Source organism: Vibrio sp. 10N.286.48.B8, assembly GCF_003050085.1.
In the GTDB taxonomy this organism is placed as follows: Bacteria; Pseudomonadota; Gammaproteobacteria; order Enterobacterales; family Vibrionaceae; genus Vibrio; species Vibrio crassostreae.
The window spans coordinates 104676-118885 of the sequence record NZ_PIGD01000012.1 but is presented as its reverse complement, the minus strand read 5'-3'; the positions used below and the strand labels follow the sequence as shown (position 1 = coordinate 118885).

Below are 14210 nucleotides of genomic sequence, written 5' to 3'. Positions count from 1 at the left end.
GCTCAAGGTTATGATAAAAAATCTTAAGATTATCGTTCTTCAGGCTTATCGCTATTTAAGCTTTTCGTCTTTTAAGGAAACGAACAGGTTGTCTTTCACAAAACAAACACAAAAGAAAGCCCCTTAACATCGAAAGCTCGATAGAAGGGGCTTCATCTATTCATGACAAAAGTCCGCTAAGTCAATTAAAGATCTGGTAAGTCAACTTAGCTGATTAAGCTTTGAATTAAACGCGCCCCTGCAGAGGTATGATCGTCACTGTCTCGCCAACTTTCACCGTATCAACCGCTGGCGAGATTTCGATTAAGCAGTTCGCTTCGCTCATTGAACGTAAAATACCTGAACCTTGCTTACCGGTTGTTTTCACTTCAAGTACGCCTGATTCGTTCATTGAGAACACACCACGGCTGAACTCAGTACGACCTTGACGAGAACGTAATTGCTCAGTTGCTATCGCGTTCGCTTTCACTGGCGTCCAGTTCGTTTGACCTTGTAGCTTGCGGATCGCGGGTTCTACAAAGTTAATGAATGACACCATCACGGCTACTGGGTTGCCAGGTAAACCGAAGAAAGGTTTGTCTTCAATTTTGCCGTAAGCAAGAGGGCGACCTGGACGCATGTTGATACGCCAGAAGTTGATTTCACCTAGCTTATCTAACGCAAGCTTGATGTAGTCAGCATCACCAACAGACACGCCACCAGAAGTCAGAACCATGTCGGTCTCTAACGACGCAGAGTGCAGCACGTCCATCATCTTCTGCTCATCATCTTTAATGATGCCGTAATCTACGATGTCACAGCCAAGCTTTTGAAGCATGCCGATAATAGTAAAACGGTTCGAGTCGTAGATAGAGTTTGGTTTTTGCTCGCTGCCCGGCGCTTGAACTTCATCACCCGTCGAGAACACACCCACTTTAACTTTACGCAGAACAGGGCAGGCACCAAAACCTAACGACGCCATCATGCCCATTTCAGGTGCTTCGATGCGTGTACCACGTGTAAAGACAGGTTGGCCGATTTCTAAATCTTCACCAGCCATACGGACATTTTGTCCAATTGAGATTTTCGCACCTGGGAAGCTAACCTTATCGCCATCTTGGACGGCTTGCTCGCGCATCACAACAACATCAACGCCTTCAGGCATTGGTGCACCTGTCATGATCTTAACTGCTTCACCTTGTTGAACAGTTTGCTCGTAGCTGTGACCAGCCATAACTTCAGCAACCAGTTGGTAACTATCCAGCTCTAAATCTTCACTACGAATTGCGTAGCCGTCCATTGCTGAGTTGGTGTTTTGAGGCACATTGATTGGCGAGATTATATCTTCAGCCAAAACACGACCGTAGCCCTGCAATAGTTCAATACTCTCTGTGAGATCAAGCGCGTCAATGCTATCAACAATCTTTTGTTGGCCTTGAGTAACGGTTAAACCAGCAGGAGAGAACGAATCACAACACACTGCGGGCGTGTTGTCTTTTGAAGACGAACAAGAAGCGGTTTCGCTTATTTTCGAGGAACCGTCAAACGACTGAGCATATTCAATAATGAAATCACGAATCGCTTCTAAGTCACTGATCGCCATTTGTGGCAGTTCGGATTCCACTTGGCTGTCTGCAGCAATGGCAATAATGTTGTCATCGTTCGGGTATAACCAAGGTTTACCGACTTCATCTCTGTGCAATTCAATTTTAGGGAAAGCAATGTTCTTGCAGCCTTCAACCAAAATCAGATCAAGCGTGTTGGTATCAAATCGAGTCAGCAGGTAATCAAAATCTGCTTCGGCTTCTGGTGTTTCTGTCATCATCACGTGACGATTACGAGAAGCAATCAACATTTGGTTCGCGCCCGCTTTACGTAAGCGGTAACTGTCTTTACCCGGCTTATCGACATCAAAATCGTGGTGAGCATGTTTTAACACGCCAACTTTTAAACCCGCATCAGTCAACAGAGGAAGCAGGGCTTCAAGTACGGTCGTTTTGCCTGTACCGCTATAAGCAGCAAAGCCCAATAAAGGAAGGTTAGGGCGTTGTTTAGAATCTTTCATTATTGAAGCGTTCCGAATTGGGTGAGTTCTTCTGGCGTGTTGAGATTAACAAAGCAGTTAGGAGAATCGCTGAAATCGACGTATTCGGTAACACACTCTTTGTATAGCAAGATGATTTTACGATCACCACGTTCCAAAAACGCTTCTAACTTTGGTAGAACACGTTTGTGGAATAGGGTGAATACAGGTTGCTTAAATTCGCCATCATGCGCGACAAGAATGTCACTGTCTTCTTTAACTGCAGAACAAAAACGCTCAACAAGGTCGTCACTGATTTGTGGGCTGTCGCACGGGACAAAGCCAACCCAGTCGGTGTTCGCGTTTTTAAGGCCAGCATGAATGCCACCCAACGGACCCGGGTAGTCAGGGAAAGAATCGGAAACAACCGGAGCAAATGCTTTATAACTGTCTAAGTTACGATTGGCATTGATAATGATGCTGACATCTTGTTGTGACAGCTTGTTTATAACGTATTGAATAAGCGGAGAACCGTTGAGCTCAACAAGTCCTTTATCTTTTCCGCCCATGCGGCTGGCCTGTCCGCCAGCCAAAATAACCCAACTAGTTTGCGTTGGAAGCAGCATAAATATTCTCTTGTGCTTTATCTTTCTGAATAACTTGCAGAAGCGGCGATTCGGTCAAAGTATTGTCTTTGATCCACCATTGCTTCTTACATAAGTCGGTTAACGCGTTAGTTTGGTGACTCGTGATGACTAAACTCGCGCCTCTTTGAAGAAGATCTTCGGCCATTATCACCAATCTTTCAATAGATTCTTTGTCTAAAGAGGCACTTGGTTCATCCATAAGCAAGATTGACGGCTTAAGAATCCAGGCTCGTGCCATTGCAACGCGTTGACGCTCACCCCCAGACAACACAGAAATGTGTTCATCTGCCAAGGTTTCTAAACCTACCATTCTCAGCGCATTAATTATTTGAGCTCGCTTATCTTTTTGGCTCTCTTTGTTAAAGCGAATGCCATAAGCGACATTTTGGTACACCGAACCATCAAAAAGATAGGGGGTTTGATGCAGGTAGATAATGTCTTTGAACTTGAGCCTAGGGAATAAGATCTGCTGCCAGCTTTGTGTCGGAGACTGAATGCGGCCAGAGCTGGGCTGAATCAATCCAGACAATATTTTAAGTAGGGTCGTTTTACCCACACCATTATCTCCTTTGAGATAAATGGCATCGTTGGGGCCGATCGACAATTCGGGAATATGGAACAAAACACGCTCTTTGTAGCGCATTGAAATTTGCTGCGTTGTTATTTTTATACTCATGACAGCGTTCCTAAGTTCTTAAATAGCCTTTTCCTCTCACACTGGAAAGGAAAAAGTTAAGGGCTAATGCCAATGCTAATAACACCATACCGAGGGCGACGCCTTGAGCGAATGCGCCTTTGTGGCTTTCCATAGCGATAGCTGTTGGGATGTTTCTTGTCATCCCCATAATGTTGCCACCGACCATCATTGAACAACCAACCTCAGTGACGATACGAGAGAAGGCAGCGATAGTTGCCGCTAAAAGAGGGAAGCGCGTTTCCCAAATTAACGTACACGCCACACGAGTCGTTGATACGCCAAGCGTGCGCGCCGTTTCAACCGCTCGGCGGTCACTGGCTTGGAGAGCGCCGTGCATCATCGCGACTAGGATTGGGAAACAGATCAGCATCTGACCTAGAATCATCGCCTTTTGGGTGAACAGTAATTCCCAATCACCGAGTGGGCCAGAACGAGAGAGCATCATGTACATCAACAAACCGATAACCACGGTTGGGATAGCTTGTAGGGTGTTGATCACCGATAACAATGCCCACTTCCCAGGGAACTCGGTATAAGCCAATAAGAAAGCCATAAGGATTGCAGGAACAATCACTAATGAGATGGCGGACAAAGACACACTGAAGGATACCGCGACGATCTGCCACAATTCGTGGTCAAAACTCACCAGTAGATTCATTGCATCAATCGTTGTTTGCCATAGGGTCATGAAGTATCTCGTGTGAATCGATAATAGGCTTTTATCGGTAATGACTGATGTTAATCATAGCTGACACAATATATTTGAGCCTGTATTGGCCAGCTATTGTTTTTAAGCGTGCTCATTAACTGAATTTAGTTAAGTGTAGTGTTTGTTGGTTTTGACGACATCTTCAACGCTACGCTTTACTTACAACCAACGACTTATTACTTAGAGCATACTATTCTGCGCTTGCAACAAACAGTTGTTTGCCGTGCAGTTTAAAGTCGTTAATCAGTTTCTGACCTTTAGGGTTAACCAACCAATCACTGAATACTTTCGCTGCTTGGTAGTTAATGCTTGGGTAGCGCTCAGGGTTAACGAGAATCACTTGGTAAGGGTTAAAGAGGTTCTTATCACCTTGGAAAAGGATTTTAAGATCCAGTTTGTTCTGGTAAGCCAACCACGTACCACGGTCTGTCATGGTGTAGCCTTGCATTTCAGACGCCATGTTCAGAGTTGGGCCCATACCTTGACCAACACTGCGGTAGCCACCAAAGTTTGGTTCGATTTTAGTTTGCGCCCAAATACCCATCTCTTTCTTATGAGTACCAGAGTCGTCGCCACGAGACACAAACGTCACGTTATTAGTCGCGATCGCTTTGAACACATCTGCCACTGCTTTTTGAGATTCAATTTTTGCAGGGTCGCTTTGTGGGCCAACGATGACAAAGTCGTTATACATCAGCTTACGAGGTAAAACGCCGTAACCTTTTTCTACGAAATTCGCTTCAGCCTTTGGTGCGTGAGTCATCACCAAATCCACGTCACCATTTTCACCCATGCGAAGTGATTTACCTGTACCCGCAGCCAGAACATCTACTTTGATACCAGAATCTTTTTCGAACTCAGGCAGTAGGTAGTCCAGTAGGCCAGAGTGATAAGTGCTTGTGGTTGTCGCCAACTTGATATGAGTGGTGTCTTCCGCACTGCTAGCCGTGTAACTGACGATAGATAGAGCTGCAATAGTTAAGGGAATTGCTTTCATTATTATTATGTCCATTCTGTTATAAATGAATGACATGCCTTCAGATTTAAAGGGCTCAAAGAAGGGCATGTGCATAAGACGCTAATTGTTGTAATTAGAAATCTACACCTTACAAGCAATCTTAATGCCAATAAATAATGCATCAGATCTCATTAAATTGCTGTTATTTCGGACAACACTGCGCCATTTACCCCGTTAAAATGAATCAAAACATGAGCTAGGACAAAATGTCGCACATTGTCCCTGTTGGACAAAAGGTTAATTGGTACACTCTGTCCCAACCTTCCTCACCGGCTAATCATTATGTCTTTACCTAGTTCATCTGCATCCAATCTCAACCCGAACACATTGACTCAGTATCAGGCGTTTTCCGTTTTGGTCGTCGATGATGAGTTGGGTATGCAGGCTATCTTAAAGAAAGCACTAGGTAAGTTCTTTGGCAAGGTGTCGAGTGCAGGGTCGGTTGAAGAGGCTGAAACGCTGCGTTCGAGCGAACATTTTGATCTGATTGTCCTTGATATCAACTTACCAGGTCGCTCTGGTATTGAGTGGGAAGAGGCGTTTAACGACAACGACAAACGCGCCGATGTGATTTTCATGACGGGTTATGCCGATCTAGAGATGACCATATCTGCACTTAAGCTTGGTGCTTCAGATTTTATTCTTAAGCCCTTCAACCTAGAACAGATGATACAAGCCGTTCTACGTTGTATGGATAAGCGACTCGACCAAAGAATGCAATACGCGTTGAAGCGCGATGTTAGTCGTCATATCAAGACCGAATTGATCGGCAATTCAGACAAGACCAAACAGCTTAAACTGCTTATCAGTCAATTTGCACCATCTCGAGCTTCCGTTTTGATAGAAGGCGAGTCGGGTACAGGTAAAGAGTTGGTTGCGCGTGGTGTACATGAAGCAAGTAAACGTACTGGTCCATTTGTGCCAATTAACTGTGGCGCGATTGCTCCAGAGCTTCTAGAAAGTGAACTGTTTGGACACACCTCTGGCGCATTTACCGGTGCGAAGAAAAACCGTGAAGGCCTTTTCCGAGTCGCAAGTGGTGGCACCTTGTTCCTTGATGAAATCGGTGAAATGCCGCTGCCAATGCAAGCAGCGCTACTACGTGTGTTAGAACAAAGAACCATTCGTCCTGTTGGTAGTGAGAAAGAGATCTCTGTGGATGTACGCGTTGTAGCGGCGACCAACCGAAACCTTCAGGAAGAGGTCGATAAAGGGCACTTCCGTCGCGATCTATTCTACCGACTTAATGTACTTAAGATTGATGTTGTGCCATTGAGAGAGCGTCCATCAGATTTAATTGAGCTTGTTCCATATTTTACTCGTCTTTTATCAAGCGAACTGGGCTTGCCTGTTCCTAACTGGGCACATGAAGATATATTGGCCATGAACGAATACGAATGGCCAGGGAATATTCGTGAGCTTAAAAACTTAGTCGAACGATGCATTCTTTTAGACAAGCCACCAGCACACTACTGGCGCGAGATTAATGGCGATCCTGTACCGGCTAACATTTCAGTGACGGTGTCACATGGAGCAGAAATGCCAAACTTGAATAATGCAGATGTTGCCGAGGGTTACCCAAACACTTGGACACTCAAAGAAGTGGAAAAATCTCATATAGAACAGCTTGTTAGTTTCCATGATGGTAATAAGTCGGCTGCTGCGAGAGATCTTGGCGTGGCACGTAAAACGCTAGAGCGTAAATACAAAGATTGGAACACAGAAGGCTCTGAATATGCCGATTAGACGTCATTGGTGGTCAAAGTGGACGTTCCGATTCAAAACCATGGTGCGTTACCGCTTATTGTTCCTAACATCTGCTCCGATCATTCTGACTTTATGTGCGCTTGTGGCTATCACATTGTATTGGTCTGTTCATTACACGTGGCAAGGCGCTTTGATTGATGTCGATGAGCGTTTAGATGTTGCCGACAACAGTATCCACCTAATTCAAAATCAGCAAGCATACAACGTTCGAGCGTTTGCCGAGTCTTATAACTTTCAAACCAAACTGGCGAGCGATCTTTCACACGAAGAGCTAACGAGATGGGTGTCTGAAAACAAATCTCGTTATGAACTCGACTTTCTACGCTGGCGCAGTGTCGAGAGTATGGCTAAGAAACTCGAATATCTAAATTTGACTCACAAGTCTTCGTTTTTCAGCGTGTTAAGCCGTAACGAACTCAACTACCTCGATAGTGACCTCGCTAAAAAAGCGGAAGTTCCGATGCTCAATGGGCAAGAAGTTGAGACTCGCGGACTGGTAAGCCGAACCGTTGTATCCATAAAAGATGAACGTGATCATGTGATTGGTTTTCTAGATGGCGGGATCTTACTTAATAACAGTACTCAACTAGTCGACCAAATTAGTAATCTTATCTACCCAAAAAGAGAAGGCTTTAATCGTCATATAGGCACGGTCACGGTCTTCCTCGATGACCTTCGCGTCAGTACCAATGTACCTTTAAGCAGTGAAGAACAAGCTGGGCGCGCAATTGGTACTCGTGTTTCTAATGAGGTTCACTCAAAAGTTTTAAATGAAGGTAAAGAGTGGCTAGATCGAGCGTATGTTTACGATGCTTGGTACATCACGGCTTATCAACCAATCCATGACCAGTTCGATAACGTGATTGGTATGCTTTACACCGGTTATTTGATTTGGCCGCTGATAGAAACGTACCTGACCAACCTTGGTGAAATTAGCATTACCATTGTGTTGCTGTTATTGGTATCAGGTTTGATCGTTCACCGTGGTGCGCGTGATCTTTTCAATCCAATAGAACGCATCCACAAGGTCGTCAAGCTAGTCCAGATGGGGCAAGACAAGCGCATTGGCACGTTAGGTTTGGATGATCAACACGAACTTACACTGCTCGCTAAACAGTTCGACAAGATGCTAGATTTGCTCCACGAACGTAATCAAGAGATTCAACAAGCTGCGTCTGAACTTGAATGTAAGGTTCACTCTCGTACCGCGAGTTTAAAAGAGAAAACTGAAGAGCTCGAATTGCACATCAAACTACTTAATCAAGCCAGAGATAAGCTGGTGGTCAATGAGAAATTAGCCGCATTAGGTGAATTAACGGCAGGCATTGCTCATGAGATCAATAACCCAACTGCAGTGATTCTTGGCAATGTAGAATTGATGAAGTTTGAACTAGGCGATGACGTGAGCCGTGTAGACGAAGAAGTCCACGCCATCATGGAGCAGATAGACCGAATTCGAAACATAACGCGAAGCCTGCTTCAATACAGCCGTCACGGCGGCGTGCAAGATGAAATTACGTGGCAACATATCAATCCAATTGTCGATGAAAGTATTACGCTCGTAAAAACAGGGGCGAAAAAGAAAGGCATTGTGTATGTCTCAAAATTGAATGCTAAAACCTCGGTCGAAGTGAACCGCAACCAATTGCTACAGATTCTGGTTAACCTACAAATGAACGCGATTCATGCGATGGAAGGACAGGGCACATTGACGATCTCAAGTGAAGACTGGATAGAGAATGGCGTGTCTCATGGGGCGATTGTTCATGTGGAAGATGAAGGTTTCGGTATCAAGGAAGAGCAGCTGAAACGCATTTTCTCGCCTTTCTACACGACCAAGCGAGATGGTACAGGCTTAGGCTTATCCGTTTCTCAAAGTATCTTGAGCCAAACGGGCGGTGAGATACGTGTTGAATCCGAAGTAGGTAAAGGAAGTCGATTTAGTATCTACCTTCAACAAAAAGCCACGCCTCAATTGCTAGTATCAAATCTATAAGCTCTAACAGCCAATTCACCGATATTATCACCCGATAATATTTCTAACGCGCTTGGGCTATTACACGAACGTTTTAGCCCAAGCACGAAGATTCTGCACTACTAATCTATCGCCAGCCAAATCTCAACCTCCGCCTGTTTGACGTATACCTCTTTTTAGTTATGTAACAAGGTGTATATCTTTCGATCTTGATGCATATCATCTGAACTGTACGAATTTTTGATAACTTGGTCGAAAATCCATAATCAAAACAAATAATAAAGTCAGTCAGCTATGAAATTAAGTAACTTATCTATCAAATCAAAACTCGTCTCGATCGTCATTTTATCGGTTGCTCTATTGGTAATGGCGTCCACTTTCAATCTAATGCAGCAGCGCGCTAGTTCGATGGAAGAGCGGCAAGATAAACTCAGCGCTCAAGTTGAAACCGCGGTAAGTTTGGCAAACTACTATTACAGCCAACGCAGTGTGCTGGGTGAAGAGGTCGCAAAGGATCGTGCGCTACAAGCCATCAAAACGCTTCGTTATGACAACACTAATTACTTCTGGATTCTAAACCAGCAGCTCAACATCATTAGTCATCCGTTAAAACCAGAGCTTGATGGCACTAATGCCGGAAACCTTAGAGATGGAGCAGGTAAGCATCACTGGCGCGAGATGGTCACCATTTCTCGCACTCCTGAAGAGAAAGGCTTTCTTGATTACCAATGGATGAGCCCGCAAGGTGAACTCAAAGACAAGATCTCATACGTTCAGTTGTTTCCAGAATGGAACTGGGTGATCGGTTCTGGAATCTTAGTCGCGGATATCCAAGAGGCGTTCTATGCCTTAGCTATTAAGGAAGGGATGGTAGCGGTTGTTTTATCTGGCTTACTGTTCGCTATGGGTTACGCGATTTCCAACAACATCCTTGTGCCACTGAATAAGCTTATCGATAACACCCATAAGATTGCTGATGGGGATCTTCGTGTACGCATGAACATGACACGCAAAGATGAGTTAGGTGATATGAGCCATCAGATAGATACCATGCTCGATAAACTACAAAGCACGCTTCGCACCGCCAATGAATCTGCAGATTTGTCTAGCAACATGGCAAGTCACATCGCGCAAGCCAGTGAAGAGGCCGCAACCAGTGTTAACGCTCAACATGCGCAGCTGGAATTACTGTCTACTGCGATGACTGAAATGAGTGCGACTATCTCAGATGTTGCAGTGAATGCAGAGAACACGGCCGCTAGTACTAATAAGGTGGTCGATCATGCAAACCAGAACGATCAAAACATGCAGGTCACTTCTACAACCATTTCTCAGGTTTCTGATAACATTTCAACCGCGAACAACTTAGTTAGAGATCTGCAATCAGGCGTTACTGAAATCAGCCAAGTTGTCGGTGTGATTCGTGATGTATCAGAACAAACGAACTTGTTAGCGCTTAATGCGGCAATAGAAGCAGCTCGAGCGGGAGAGCAAGGCAGAGGATTTGCGGTTGTGGCTGATGAAGTGCGTAACCTCGCGAGTCGTACTCAGAACTCGACCAACGAAGTGCAATCAACCATTGAAAAGCTTACTCAACAGGCCGAGCGTACCTTTAAAGCAATGCAAAGCAGTAACGAGAAGGTTGACCACAGCGTTGTCGCGTCTAACGAAACTCGCCAACAACTGGATGTGATTGTGAATGAACTGCATAACGCTAACGACATGGTCGCACAGATTGCTGCAGCGTCGGAACAGCAGAGCACAGTAGCGACGGAAATGAGTGAGAGTGTCACTGGTATTCACTTAGCGGCTAATGAAGTACTGCAGGCTTCGGAATCGCTCGCAGAAGACAGTCAGAAAATGGCCAATACCACAGAGCATCTAACAGAACAGTTGAAGTACTTTAAGGTATAAACTCAAAAGCACTTAGCGTTAACACAGATAACACCACATAAAAAAACACCTCCGTACTCGAGATAAGTTCGGAGGTGTTTTCGTTTGTCGCTGACTAGGAGATTAATTTACTCTCCTAGCGTTAGACCAAGTTCGATCAATGCGCTGCCACTGAAATCTTCGGTGGGTTGATGTTGTGCTTCTTAAACTCTTTCATCACACGCAGGGTAATGTCGGTTTCAAACAACTTTTCATACGCGGTGTCCACCACATAAGCCTTACACGTCAACTGTATCGCAAGGTAGTTATCGGTAATCGTCTGTTTAACCAAAACCGTGACAGGCTTCGGTAAGTGGATGTAACGACTCGAAGACGCCGCTTCTTGAATTAAGTCACGGGCTAGGGTGATGTCTTCATTCATGCCGACGTAGAACGGAATCACCACCTGCATGTCCAACGCACCGTAGTTACCACTGGTCGTCACTTCATTTAAGAACTTGTTATTCGGAATGGTAATGATGTCGTCATTCAATGTTCTCATTCGTACCGAACGCAAACCGATAGTGATAATGTCGCCATAGTTACCCTCAAACGTGACACGGTCACCAACTTGAAAGGGTCTATCAATCATCACCGTGATACCGGCGATGAATGAAGCAGCCAAGTCTTTAAGCGCAAAGCCTACCGACACGGCGAGGGTGCCACCAATCAAGGCCAGTATTTGGTCGTTGATTCTAAAGCTCATCATGAACACGATGAGACCGGTGCTCACATAGATGAAGAACTGAGTAAACGACTGCAGTTTTTGTAGTAGCATTCGATATTGCACGAACTGACTACCAAAGCTGGTCACTAACGAGTTGATGAACTTAAGCAGCAACCACATCGCAGCGATAACGATCATGGAGAAGAACACGCCGCTCCATCGCACAAGGCTCGCAATTTTAGAGATGTTTTCTACGTTAGCTAACTCTTCCGTCGCAAAGGTCGGGAAACTGACAGCACCTGCCAAGCCAACAAATAGTAGGATAAATAACTTCTTCATTTTACTTCACCAGTAGATGTTGACGGTCGAGAACGTTCGTAATATGGCGGAACCAGTGCTCAGAAATCCGAGCCTTTTCTTCATGCCAACCAATATAACCACGGCTTTCAAAGTAACGCAGAATCCCCGTTATCTCTGCCGTGCTCAGCTGTGTACATTCAGACAACACTTCCGGAGAAGCGATTTCCAGTTGAACGATAGAACGAAGTACAGCCAGCATAGGTTTCGGCATATTTTCCAGCTCCTGGGCTTCAGGAACATGGAACAGACGCACCACTGCTTGATCTGTCTCTTTGTTTCGGTTCAAAGAGAGTCGGAAGAAACGCAGCGCAACGGTAGGGTTGCCATCAGAGTAGTGCCACAAAATTCGATAGAAACCTTGGCGTGCACGTTCTTCTTCACTCATATCATCTTGGTCCCATTGCTTAGGGACTACTAAACCATCAAAAGACAACGGCTTCTCAAGCTCCGTATTGATACGGCTATTTAGAAGTTCACCCACTTGTTTCTCTGTCCAACGCGGAAGGAAACACACCAAGTCAAACAGCAAACGTTCGCCACGCGCTCTATCCACAAATCGCCAGCTTGATTTGGCGATCGATATCACGACACGGTGGTTCTTTTTAGAACGACGCAGAAGGTTGGTCAAACGAATCAAATCAGACAGGCCACCGACCATTGGTTGCACCAGTCGTTGTGCGTTATCAATCGCGATAAGGTAAGTGGTATTGCTCTTACGAAGATGCGCTAATATTTGAATTTCAGTCGCTTCTTCGTCCAAGCCAATGCTCACGGCTAAATGCGCTAAAAGCTCTTGGTAACCCGCATAAGGGCAACTCACGTATACAGGCTCAGCGTTAGAGACTTTGTGCAGTAAGGTATATAGCAGCGTTGTCGCGCCGACACCACGTTCGCCAGACACAATACAGATAGCCGGGCTGTCTGACATTAAGTAGCGTGATAACTGCTTAATTTCATCTCCCGCGTAATCTATCAACGTACTGTCGATATTACCCGGAAGAATGTATTCATAGGTTTGATCGCCTTTGATTCGAACCAAGTTTTGCTGATTCTTATCAAGGTCAGACTGTTTAGCAACTTCAATTCTAAATAGATAAGCTAAGGCCTGGCTAAACAAAGTGTAATTGGATAGCAGGGCCATAATTCGATGTTGAAAGTTGTAAACACTCAACCACACGATGCCAATGGCCGTCGCCAATATATTAAGTAAGAAGGTATCCTTGCGGTTTACTGCCCAATTCACCCAAACCGGACGATCAGAGATGTGTTGCAACGTATCGAAGACCTTCGCTCTCCATAGTCTGAGAACTGAGATCGTGACCAGCACAAACCAAAAAAACAGAGCGCTGTAAATCCAGCTGTAAATCGTACCTTTTCCTAGCGTAATACTTGATATCTGGAGAATCACACCCGCAACGATGAAGCTCCACACGTAACGACGAATAGTCGATAGGCGTAGTGCTATCACTTCTTGATTTGATGTACGACCTAAACGGTAGGCAAATTCCAAAATAAAGCTGATGGCAATCGAACCACCTAGAATCCACCAAGTGAAGATCTCCAGGAAAATCAAATGTTGAAGACTAGGGATACTAGAAAGCACTCTCAATGACAATGTGATGGCAATTAGCCAAGCAATCGCACGATCAGCGCGGCTGATATACCAAATCACGCGAACCAGAAAAGGAGGGTTCGTTTTCGCTTCAAGAAAGTTAATTCGAAACAGTTCAATCAAGCGGGTGCTGTTGGCAAGCCACCACACTAAACCGAAGTAGATGAATAACACTTTTAGTGAGGCACCAATCACTGGCACTGGCGAAATAAAGATGTCTTTAACAAGCGCTTTAAAGCTACGAATTTGGAAATAAACAAGATACTCAATATTGAGTTTGGTCAATTCCCACTCTTGCTTAAACTGGGTCACACCATAGGGACCAAAACCGGTTAAACGCTCTTTGTTTGCAGAGTTGGTCTGCTCTAAAAGATGCTGTTTACTTACGTTCAAGCTATTCAGCGTGACGTAACTGGTTTGAACGGCAAACCATTGATCGGCGTCGCTGTTATCTCTGTAAGCTTTTATCTGTTGCTCGAAGGTTTGGATTTCCTGCTTTTGAACTCGCAGAACTTCGGCAAGCAGAATATTGACTTGGCGTCTGTCCGACGGCTCCATAAAGAGAGGATCGGGTAACGAATCAATTCGATCATCGAGGTCAACAGCAGAATCGGATACCTGCGGCTGAGATTGTAAGTCATATTCCAAGTTGGCATGACTAGGCCATGAGAGAATGGCCAACGTGAGGATTAAGAAGCGCGATAGTGAACGCATAAAAGTCTCTTAGAATTATGAGGTTAGGATTACTATAGTTAGATAATCTGACTTTGTGAAATCCAACCCCGTATCGGGGGCGAGTACTTTATTCCTGTTTCGATCGATTT

General features: G+C 44.9%; 10 protein-coding genes. 3 read left to right on the top strand and 7 right to left on the bottom strand.

What is annotated here, in order from left to right; all coding sequences use genetic code 11:
- Window positions 1–226: 226 nt before the first annotated feature.
- From CWO08_RS14935 to CWO08_RS14915, 5 genes are all read right to left on the bottom strand, one after another.
- Complete coding sequence (locus CWO08_RS14935) at window positions 227–2044, bottom strand: bifunctional molybdopterin-guanine dinucleotide biosynthesis adaptor protein MobB/molybdopterin molybdotransferase MoeA (protein WP_108020698.1); 1818 nt, start codon at window positions 2042–2044, stop codon at window positions 227–229.
- Window positions 2044–2628 (bottom strand): molybdenum cofactor guanylyltransferase MobA, encoded by a 585-nt coding sequence (gene mobA, locus CWO08_RS14930; RefSeq protein ID WP_048611024.1) that lies wholly within the window; start codon window positions 2626–2628, stop codon window positions 2044–2046. Before mobA ends, CWO08_RS14935 begins: the two co-directional genes overlap by 1 nt.
- Window positions 2606–3325, bottom strand: coding sequence for an energy-coupling factor ABC transporter ATP-binding protein (locus CWO08_RS14925; RefSeq protein ID WP_004733775.1), 720 nt, complete (start codon window positions 3323–3325; stop codon window positions 2606–2608). The genes mobA and CWO08_RS14925 overlap by 23 nt, the downstream gene beginning before the upstream one ends.
- Window positions 3326–3335: 10 nt before the next feature.
- The gene (locus CWO08_RS14920) at window positions 3336–4034 is read right to left on the bottom strand and encodes an ABC transporter permease (RefSeq protein ID WP_108020697.1); all 699 of its coding nucleotides are present in this window, start codon (window positions 4032–4034) and stop codon (window positions 3336–3338) included.
- Between the two features lie 211 nt (window positions 4035–4245).
- Window positions 4246–5052 carry a substrate-binding domain-containing protein gene (locus CWO08_RS14915; RefSeq protein WP_017059611.1) on the bottom strand — a complete coding sequence of 269 codons (807 nt, stop codon included), beginning with the start codon at window positions 5050–5052 and terminating at the stop codon, window positions 4246–4248.
- 303 nt (window positions 5053–5355) lie between these two features.
- Here CWO08_RS14915 and CWO08_RS14910 point away from each other — a divergent pair, with 303 nt between their 5' ends.
- The 3 genes from CWO08_RS14910 to CWO08_RS14900 all read left to right on the top strand — a co-directional run bounded on the left by CWO08_RS14910 (window position 5356) and on the right by CWO08_RS14900 (window position 10729).
- Window positions 5356–6819 carry a sigma-54 dependent transcriptional regulator gene (locus CWO08_RS14910; RefSeq protein ID WP_055318790.1) on the top strand — a complete coding sequence of 488 codons (1464 nt, stop codon included), beginning with the start codon at window positions 5356–5358 and terminating at the stop codon, window positions 6817–6819.
- Window positions 6809–8836, top strand: a complete 2028-nt coding sequence (locus CWO08_RS14905; RefSeq protein ID WP_108020696.1) for a cache domain-containing protein — start codon at window positions 6809–6811, stop codon at window positions 8834–8836. The genes CWO08_RS14910 and CWO08_RS14905 overlap by 11 nt, the downstream gene beginning before the upstream one ends.
- A 273-nt stretch (window positions 8837–9109) precedes the next feature.
- Window positions 9110–10729 carry a methyl-accepting chemotaxis protein gene (locus CWO08_RS14900; RefSeq protein WP_108020695.1) on the top strand — a complete coding sequence of 540 codons (1620 nt, stop codon included), beginning with the start codon at window positions 9110–9112 and terminating at the stop codon, window positions 10727–10729.
- A 136-nt stretch (window positions 10730–10865) separates the two neighbouring features.
- Here CWO08_RS14900 and CWO08_RS14895 read toward each other — a convergent pair whose 3' ends face one another.
- Together CWO08_RS14895 and CWO08_RS14890 are read right to left on the bottom strand one after the other, a co-directional pair.
- Complete coding sequence (locus CWO08_RS14895) at window positions 10866–11753, bottom strand: mechanosensitive ion channel family protein (protein WP_107899220.1); 888 nt, start codon at window positions 11751–11753, stop codon at window positions 10866–10868.
- Window position 11754: 1 nt separating this feature from the next.
- A complete protein-coding gene (locus CWO08_RS14890) occupies window positions 11755–14100 on the bottom strand; it encodes an ATP-binding protein (protein ID WP_107899221.1) in 2346 nt (781 codons plus the stop codon).
- Window positions 14101–14210 lie beyond the last annotated feature (110 nt).

What these genes read in the sequence shown, in the direction of transcription:
- CWO08_RS14920 (WP_108020697.1), bottom strand. Translation starts at nt 4,034, where the DNA reads ATGACCCTATGGCAAACAACGATTGATGCAATGAATCTACTGGTGAGT.
- CWO08_RS14890 (WP_107899221.1), bottom strand. Translation starts at nt 14,100, where the DNA reads ATGCGTTCACTATCGCGCTTCTTAATCCTCACGTTGGCCATTCTCTCA.
- CWO08_RS14905 (WP_108020696.1), top strand. Translation starts at nt 6,809, where the DNA reads ATGCCGATTAGACGTCATTGGTGGTCAAAGTGGACGTTCCGATTCAAA.
- CWO08_RS14895 (WP_107899220.1), bottom strand. Translation starts at nt 11,753, where the DNA reads ATGAAGAAGTTATTTATCCTACTATTTGTTGGCTTGGCAGGTGCTGTC.
- CWO08_RS14910 (WP_055318790.1), top strand. Translation starts at nt 5,356, where the DNA reads ATGTCTTTACCTAGTTCATCTGCATCCAATCTCAACCCGAACACATTG.
- CWO08_RS14900 (WP_108020695.1), top strand. Translation starts at nt 9,110, where the DNA reads ATGAAATTAAGTAACTTATCTATCAAATCAAAACTCGTCTCGATCGTC.
- CWO08_RS14925 (WP_004733775.1), bottom strand. Translation starts at nt 3,325, where the DNA reads ATGAGTATAAAAATAACAACGCAGCAAATTTCAATGCGCTACAAAGAG.
- CWO08_RS14915 (WP_017059611.1), bottom strand. Translation starts at nt 5,052, where the DNA reads ATGAAAGCAATTCCCTTAACTATTGCAGCTCTATCTATCGTCAGTTAC.
- mobA (WP_048611024.1), bottom strand. Translation starts at nt 2,628, where the DNA reads ATGCTGCTTCCAACGCAAACTAGTTGGGTTATTTTGGCTGGCGGACAG.
- CWO08_RS14935 (WP_108020698.1), bottom strand. Translation starts at nt 2,044, where the DNA reads ATGAAAGATTCTAAACAACGCCCTAACCTTCCTTTATTGGGCTTTGCT.